The following is a 7,366-nucleotide window of genomic DNA, read 5'->3' as shown; positions in this document are numbered from 1 at the left end:
TTAATGTTCTCAATTTCTTCGTTTATTGATTGGTGTTCACCCATTTCCAATATGGCAATGAATTGGTTGCCTCCAAGCCTTGCGATTGAATAGTCGCTGCAACTAAAGCCGAAAGAGGATTGTTGATTCTGCAGGGTTTCTCTTAGTGTTTTGGCTAGACTAACGAGTACATTGTCGCCCACCTTTGCACCGTATAAATCATTGATTTTACGAAAGTCGATAATGTCCCAGCAAACCAAGTAGCAGTGTGGGCTCCTTGAGCTTTTTATACGTACATCGAGGTGTCGAATAAATGAGCGTCGGTTCGCTAATTTGGTTAATTGATCGAATTCGGCTTCGAATTTCAATTCCGTTAGTGAATCAATGTAAGCGTTCTTCAAACCATCAATTTCACTGTGCCCGGATGAACGTTTGAAATACCTCAGTTTAAGTCCGCCAATCGATATCTCGTGTAGTAGCTCTTTGAGTGGACGTACTAATTGGTAGCGCACCACCATGTGTACGATGAGCATAATAATGAATAGTGTCGTCAAACTGCCAAGTAAGGTCTGCTTAGCAATGATAGATTTTTCCTGATTGAATTTTTTTTCGCGAATATTAACTTGAGCGAGGAAGTGACGGCTGTTCATCTCAACTTTGATTCTGTCTTTGGTTTGTTCAAACGATTTGATAACAAACTGCGTATTCTCTATGTGTGCAGTATTCGATGATGGCTCAATCAGAAGCTGCATATTGTCATCATCGTTGTATTTTATTAGTAAGTTGGATAGTTGTTTTAATGGACCATCTGCAATCAGTATGTATCGATTTAAGCTGTCGTTTGCGCGTTTGTCTTGTGGGAGCAAGTAAGGGTCGATTGCAATAACGTAAGCGTATCTAAGTTCACCACTCACAGAGATATATGAGAAGCCTTTATGAGACAGCTCGTTTTTATTGATTAACGAGGTATAGATATCGAAGATTTTTTCATAGATGTTATCGGGGATTTTTAACCCTTCGAAAGGGTCTGCTCGTAACGTAGATAGCGTTAACTGGAACTTAGGGTCAACGATATAGATGTTACGTTGACCAAACTGATTAACGTGACTTTGGTTTAAGACGCGAAGCACTCTTTTTTCCAGCAGGGACAAGGTTGTGTAGTCACTAGGGTTTTGAATATATCGCAAGAACTGTAGCGATGAACCAATATCTTTTACAAGCAAAGATAAACCAAGTTGCTCGTACTCAGCGGCCACTAGCGCTGTGTTTACGTCGGATTGCACCTCGTCTAAGTACATGTGTTTCGCATGGTTGGAGGCTAAGTTGTAAGTAACCATTCCGCCTATTGCAAATACGAACAATAAAGTAGGAATGAGCACAAAGTAGAGCTTCTTTAATACTGGCATTAATTATCTCAAACTGTCGACAATGCGGTTACGAATTTGAATGCTATTGGGTTCGAGTTGCTGATACAGATAGCTGCGTTCTAAAACCTCTTTGCTAGGGAAAAGCTCCGGATCATTTTGGTACTCTTGCGTTGTTAAGGCTTTTGCTTTTGAGCTTGGAGTTGCAAACCATGAATCCATTGCGTTTTGAGCGGCGATCTCGGGTTGCGACAAGAATGATAGAATCGTTGTTGCTTGTGCAGACAACTCTCCGTTGTTAATTGCAGCAATGCACTCTAACCATAACGTTGTGCCTTCTTGAGGCACAGCGTAGGACCAAGAGGCATCAGGCTCCAAATCATTGAGTACATAACTGTCACCAGAATAACCGTAGGCAAGGTCGATGTTAGCAAGACGTTCGGGTTGGCGAATATAGTCGATGACGTATTCGTTGCTTTCTAGGTGTGGCTTTTGAGCTTGCAGGGTTTTATAGGCAACGCGAAGTTCCTGCTCATTATTGGTGAATGGATCAAATTGATTTGCTAACAGTGCAGTACTCACCAAATCCGTAGGTTCGTAATACATACTTATGCGGCCACTGCCGTTGGTGTCTGGTTCGAGAATAGCGTTCCAAGAGGTGGGAGTGTTTACTTTGTCACTGCGATATAAGATTCCCGCAGTCCCCCAAGCGTAGGGAATGCCATACTCGCCACATCCTTCAACCCACCGTGAATCTATGTTACCAGCAATGGATTGTTGTAACTCACTGAGATTATGAAACAGGTTCTGCTTGGCTAACGCATTGAGCTTTACACTTTCTATAATGACTAGCTCAAATGCGCCACGACGTTCGCTCAATAGCACTTCATCTCTGATCGACTCATCAGAAAAAAACTGTTGTTTCAAAGAAATGCCGTACGTGTCACCTAGTTGGGTCACGACGCTATTGGATAGAAATTCATCCCAATTGTAGAGATAAATATCATTTTGTTGGCTAAACGCTGTGCCAGTTAAAAAGGATGATGACGCAAGAACAGAAACATAAAATGCTTTCACTGACGGATTCCTTTCCTACTTTGCTTAACTAAATCGTAGCCCAAATTTTGCGACATAGCTCAAATTTAGGTCTCTAATTTCAGTTCAACCTAACGCAATGCATTTAGGTGTGAAAATCCTATGACCTAATTGGAACTAAAAGTAAGCTTTGAGCACAAAATCATTATGTTAAATCAAGGGGATATCAACCTTTGACCGACGAACGCCTGAAGAAGTGCACGAATGACTCATCTACTTCCGATTTGGCACGACGAAAACACGGGATTTGTTTGATTATTAGGTTATTAGTAAATATATATTCATCTACTTGAGCATTTTTTCGTTAGTTATGCAATAGTGGGGCATTAATTGAACGACAGGAGGTTGGTTTATGGATGCAGGTTTAGTTGGGATTTTTGTTACCGTGGCGATTGCTCACTTTTTGGCGCTATTGAGCCCCGGACCAGATTTTGTGATTGTGGTAAAGAGTGCTGTTAAAAATAAGGGTAGAAAAGCACTCGGCGTTGCATTCGGTATTGCCAGTGCCAATGCAGTCTATATTGGTTTGTGTCTTATTGGGGTCGGTTCTATTTTGGCAGCTTCGGTTTCAGTGATGATCGCTTTAAAAATTATTGGCGGTTTGTTTCTGGTGTACCTTGCAGTTCAAGCGATAAGAGCGAAAAAATGTAATTACAGTAATATCGATGTTGTCGAAGAAGGTGTCTCCATTCAAACCACTTTTCTTAAAGAATTTGTTACGGGTTTTCTATCGGGAATCCTTAATCCTAAAAACCTTTTGTTCTATTTGAGCTTATTCACGGTTGTACTGAATAATGAGGTGGGTTTCATGTTTAAATTAGGGTTAGGCATTTGGATGACAGTGGTTGTGTTTGTGTGGGATGCCGCGATTATCTTCCTTTTATCTGCACCTAAAGTTCGACGAGAGTTTACACGTGTTGCTTACTATATTGATAAAGTGACAGGAGTTATGTTGGGTCTGCTTGGCTTGACCATTGTGAAATCTGCTCTGGTACGTCAGTAGATTCAATAAAGTTACCATTGCTGAGTAACCTCACGTTTGTGGCACGATACAATGCCTATGTGCCGCGAATGTGTGCTTGTTTCCTACCAGGGCTGATACGTTTTATCTCTTATCTGCCCGATGTAAAACCCTCAGCTTAATCCACCAATTCTTTCCATAACTGCTTGTTTATCATTCCTTAGTTCTTAAATAAGTATTAATAATGTTGCTGTTGAACACTTGTAGCACGGGGTGTTTGTGCTTATTGTAGGCTGCAATGTCTATTCAATATCAGCGCTAGGAGCCATTGTGAATTTAGAGATATATCAAGTGGATTCGTTCACAACTCAAGCTTTTAAAGGAAACCCTGCAGGGGTTTGTATTTCACAAGAACCTTTAGAAGAGTCGTTGATGTATTCGATTGCTGAAGAGATGGCAGTATCAGAAACGGCATTCTTAGCCCTCAATACGATGACGTTGAAATGGTTCACACCAGAAGTTGAAGTCAAATTATGCGGTCACGGTACGTTGGCAACAGCGCATGTGATGAAGGAAAGAGGGTTAGTCAATGTGGGTGAGGTTGTGACGTTTGATACGCTTTCAGGGGAGCTATCTGCCACAGTTTGTGACTCCACAATCGAGCTTGACTTCCCAAGTACTGTGCTTGATCTTGGATTGGATGCTAATAAAGATTTGCTTGAATATTTAGGGCTGTGTGAAGCCCAAGTCGTGTCATACAGTGAGTTCGATACCAAGCAGTTTATTGAGGTTGTCAGCGAACAAGTTTTATTAGATTTATCACCAAACTTTGATGCTCTAAAGCGTATTAAAGGTCGAGGCGTTGTTGTGACAGCATTGTCGTTGAACTCTGAGCTTGATTTTGTTTCGCGCTATTTTGCGCCGTGGGTGGGTGTTAACGAAGATCCCGTTACGGGTTCAGCGCATTGCGCTCTCACACAATACTGGTCCGAGAAACTAAACAAAGCGCATTTCAATGCTTACCAAGCGTCGCGCCGCGGTGGGTATGTATCGACAGAGCTATTACCGAATGGTCGTATAAAACTGATGGGGTCTGCAACCACCGTAATCAGTGGTACTTTAAAAGTCTAAACTTCAATATCATTCATAAAACAGCAACGTCATAATTTAAATCTGCTAGGTCACTACTTAAGGAATAATCGTGTCAGCTTTTTATCTTTCTCAGGTATTAGTCGCAATTGCTATTTGTTTCGATCTTCTGTCTTTTCAATTTAAAGAGAGGAAGAAAATCGTCACATGCTTGTTTTTTGCAGGCGTTCTTATTTCTAGTCATTTCATTTTGCTCGAACAATGGACGGCGGCAAGTTTGATGATCATCGCGACCATTCGATATTTGACGAGCGTGTTTTCTACGTCACCCAAATTTAAATATTTGTTCAGTTCCATGTCAGTAGTCGCAACGGTTGTGACTTACTCGGGGCTCACTAGCATATTGAGTTGCTTTGCTTCCGTATTTCAAACCTTTGCAGCCTTCAATAAAGATGACCGTCGATTAAGAGAGTTGATGATTATCGGAACTAGCTTTTGGTTGGTTCACAATTACTTAGTTGGTTCTCCAACTGCTGTACTGATGGAAGCGCTATTTATCTGCAGTAACTTGGTTGGCTATTATCGTTTCTATTTCAGAAAAAGTGCTGTGGCTTAGGGCTTATAGCTCAGGAGCTTAGGAACTCAGGAAGCTAGGCTTTAGATAAAACGATAAAACACTGCACCATATTCATCTAACAAGGATTAGGAGAGAGCGATGTCAAATATCTACTCGGATGTGCCTTCGTCAATACCCGACGAAATCTTCAACGACATCATTACTACTGAGAATGTGCGGATTGAAAGAATAATATCTCATGGGCACCGTTCTCCAGAACAAGGTTGGTATGACCAAGATGAAAACGAATGGGTTATGGTGCTAGAGGGGCAAGGTGTTATTGAGTTCGAAGACGGACGTGTCGTTACCTTGTCTAAAGGGGATTACATCAATATTGCCGCGAGAGAGAAGCACAAGGTTGTAGGTACGGATAGAGACGTTGTGACTATTTGGCTAGCTGTGTTTTATCGTTAGTATTGCTATCAAGTAGTGAATAGGTAATCAGCAATACATGAAAGGACTGTGTCGTGGTTAGAATTCGAAATTACCAAGTTAGTGATGCCAAAGCATTATGGGAGATCTATTTCCATACTGTTCGAAATATTAACGTTCGTGACTATTCTCAAGAACAAGTTGAGGCTTGGGCTCCAAGTGACTTTGACTCCGAGGTGTGGGAAAAGTGTCTGCATCGTATCCAACCTTTTGTAGCGGAGTTGGATGGCCACATTGTTGGCTATACTGATTTGCAACCGAATGGGTTGATAGATCACTTCTTTTGTCATCATGAATATCAAGGTAAAGGTGTAGGGCGAGCTTTGATGGAGCATGTATTCGAGATTGGTCGATTTCGTGGTGTATCGAGATACTTCTCTGAGGTGAGTATTACCGCTAGGCCTTTCTATGAGCACCTTGGCTTTAAGTTAGTGAATGAACAAGAAGTCGAAATACGTGGCGTTAAGCTGACTAATTACGTGATGGAGAAAACCACTAAGTAGCCATTAACGTTATGTCTAGTGTAGGTAAAATTGGATATGCTCAACGCTTAGCCCAGTAGGTTAAAAAGGGTGTGAATTGTCACACCCTCAAAGAGTTTGGTTTGCCTGAGACTTTCTTTCTATTTGATTATTTCGGGAGCAAGACCGTATCAATTACGTGGATTACACCATTGCTTGCTTCCACATCAGCCGCAATCACTTTTGCATTGTTAACCATAACCGTGCCATCGCTTACGCTTATCATCACGTTTTGACCTTGGATTGTTGTCGCTTTGTCTATTTTCATAACGTCTGCCGCCATCACTTTCCCTGCGACTACATGATAAGTTAGCACTGCGACTAATTTGTCTTTGTTTTCCGGTTTCAAAAGCATATCGACAGTACCATCTGGCAACTTGGCAAATGCTTCATCGGTTGGTGCGAAAACGGTAAAAGGTCCTTCTCCTTTCAAAGTATCTACAAGTCCACCCGCTTTAACAGCAGCTACAAGTGTATTGAAAGAGCCATTTCCTACTGCGACATCGACGATATCTTTTTTCATCTCATGATGATTGGCGTTAGCGAATGCACTAAAAAAAAGTGCAGCGACAAGAAGAGATAGAGACTTGCTAATTTTATTAATCATGTTGGAATCCTTTGAGTTTGTCCGTTATTTTCGTCAGGTATTACGAAAGGCTCAAAGCGATGGATCAATTTATACCAATCACAGTAAATAAGTGATCAAAAATAGCGCAGGAAAAAAGCTTGAGAACAAGGCTGCTCTTTTCAATAAATAGTTTCGATAAGTAGTTATTCTACAATCAAAAAACCTAACGACGTTATCGATATTTTTAACAAGCTAGGGTGAACAGTTATTTACTACGATTGGTATTATTATCTATAAATGAAATTAACCGTATTCTATCAACTGATGAATGCTGTAACGTCAAGAAGTGTAAATCTAAGTTAAATTCAATTGACGTTTCATGACTAATGACACGAACCAAACACGAAACATAAAGCTAATTACCTCAAGGTGTTACCTATCAGTACGTAAATCTTAATACAGATGTTCACTTCACGAGCAATATGCGTACTTTTCGCCATCTTTGCCCAAAAAGGCAGCATTTAACACAAAACCATAAGAAAAACCCTTTACAGGTTTAACGTGTTTGCTATGATGCGCTCCGCACTTGAGAGATGCGTTGGGAAAAACATCTCTTTAGCCTATCCATTATGAGTTAGGAAAAACACCCTGGAGGGGTTCCCGAGTGGCCAAAGGGAGCAGACTGTAAATCTGCCGGCACTGCCTTCGATGGTTCGAATCCGTCTCCCTCCACCATATTCT

The 7,366-nt window shown here is 41.1% G+C and carries 8 protein-coding genes and 1 tRNA gene; 6 read left to right on the top strand and 3 right to left on the bottom strand.

Features of this window, described 5'->3' with window-relative positions:
• The coding region (locus AB4653_RS18960; protein ID WP_372105004.1) for a GGDEF domain-containing protein at window positions 1-1,385 on the bottom strand (1,385 nt) is incomplete at its 3' end.
• 3 nt (window positions 1,386-1,388) lie between these two features.
• Complete coding sequence (locus tag AB4653_RS18955; protein ID WP_009844947.1) at window positions 1,389-2,420, bottom strand: PotD/PotF family extracellular solute-binding protein; 1,032 nt, start codon at window positions 2,418-2,420, stop codon at window positions 1,389-1,391.
• A gap of 370 nt (window positions 2,421-2,790) precedes the next feature.
• Between AB4653_RS18955 and AB4653_RS18950 the strand changes: the two genes are divergently transcribed.
• From AB4653_RS18950 to AB4653_RS18930, 5 genes are all read left to right on the top strand, one after another.
• Entirely contained in the window at window positions 2,791-3,441 is a 651-nt protein-coding gene (locus tag AB4653_RS18950; RefSeq protein WP_009844948.1) for a LysE family transporter, read from the top strand.
• A gap of 288 nt (window positions 3,442-3,729) precedes the next feature.
• Window positions 3,730-4,530: a PhzF family phenazine biosynthesis protein gene (locus AB4653_RS18945; RefSeq protein ID WP_032555006.1), complete on the top strand. Its 801-nt coding sequence runs from the start codon at window positions 3,730-3,732 to the stop codon at window positions 4,528-4,530.
• Window positions 4,531-4,600: 70 nt separating this feature from the next.
• Window positions 4,601-5,104, top strand: coding sequence for a YgjV family protein (locus AB4653_RS18940; RefSeq protein ID WP_009844950.1), 504 nt, complete (start codon window positions 4,601-4,603; stop codon window positions 5,102-5,104).
• Window positions 5,105-5,203: 99 nt separating this feature from the next.
• The gene (locus tag AB4653_RS18935) at window positions 5,204-5,518 is read left to right on the top strand and encodes a cupin domain-containing protein (protein WP_009844951.1); all 315 of its coding nucleotides are present in this window, start codon (window positions 5,204-5,206) and stop codon (window positions 5,516-5,518) included.
• A gap of 53 nt (window positions 5,519-5,571) precedes the next feature.
• Entirely contained in the window at window positions 5,572-6,039 is a 468-nt protein-coding gene (locus AB4653_RS18930; RefSeq protein ID WP_009844952.1) for a GNAT family N-acetyltransferase, read from the top strand.
• Between the two features lie 127 nt (window positions 6,040-6,166).
• Here the strand turns inward: AB4653_RS18930 and AB4653_RS18925 are convergent, their stop codons facing one another.
• Window positions 6,167-6,664, bottom strand: a complete 498-nt coding sequence (locus AB4653_RS18925; protein ID WP_009844953.1) for a fasciclin domain-containing protein — start codon at window positions 6,662-6,664, stop codon at window positions 6,167-6,169.
• Between the two features lie 611 nt (window positions 6,665-7,275).
• Here AB4653_RS18925 and AB4653_RS18920 point away from each other — a divergent pair.
• Window positions 7,276-7,360: transfer RNA gene (locus AB4653_RS18920), tRNA-Tyr, on the top strand.
• Window positions 7,361-7,366: the final 6 nt, after the last annotated feature.

It is taken from the genome of Vibrio sp. 10N.222.48.A3 (assembly GCF_041475345.1).
Lineage (GTDB): Bacteria > Pseudomonadota > Gammaproteobacteria > Enterobacterales > Vibrionaceae > Vibrio > Vibrio tasmaniensis_A.
This window is presented reverse-complemented; position numbering and strand designations above follow the sequence as displayed.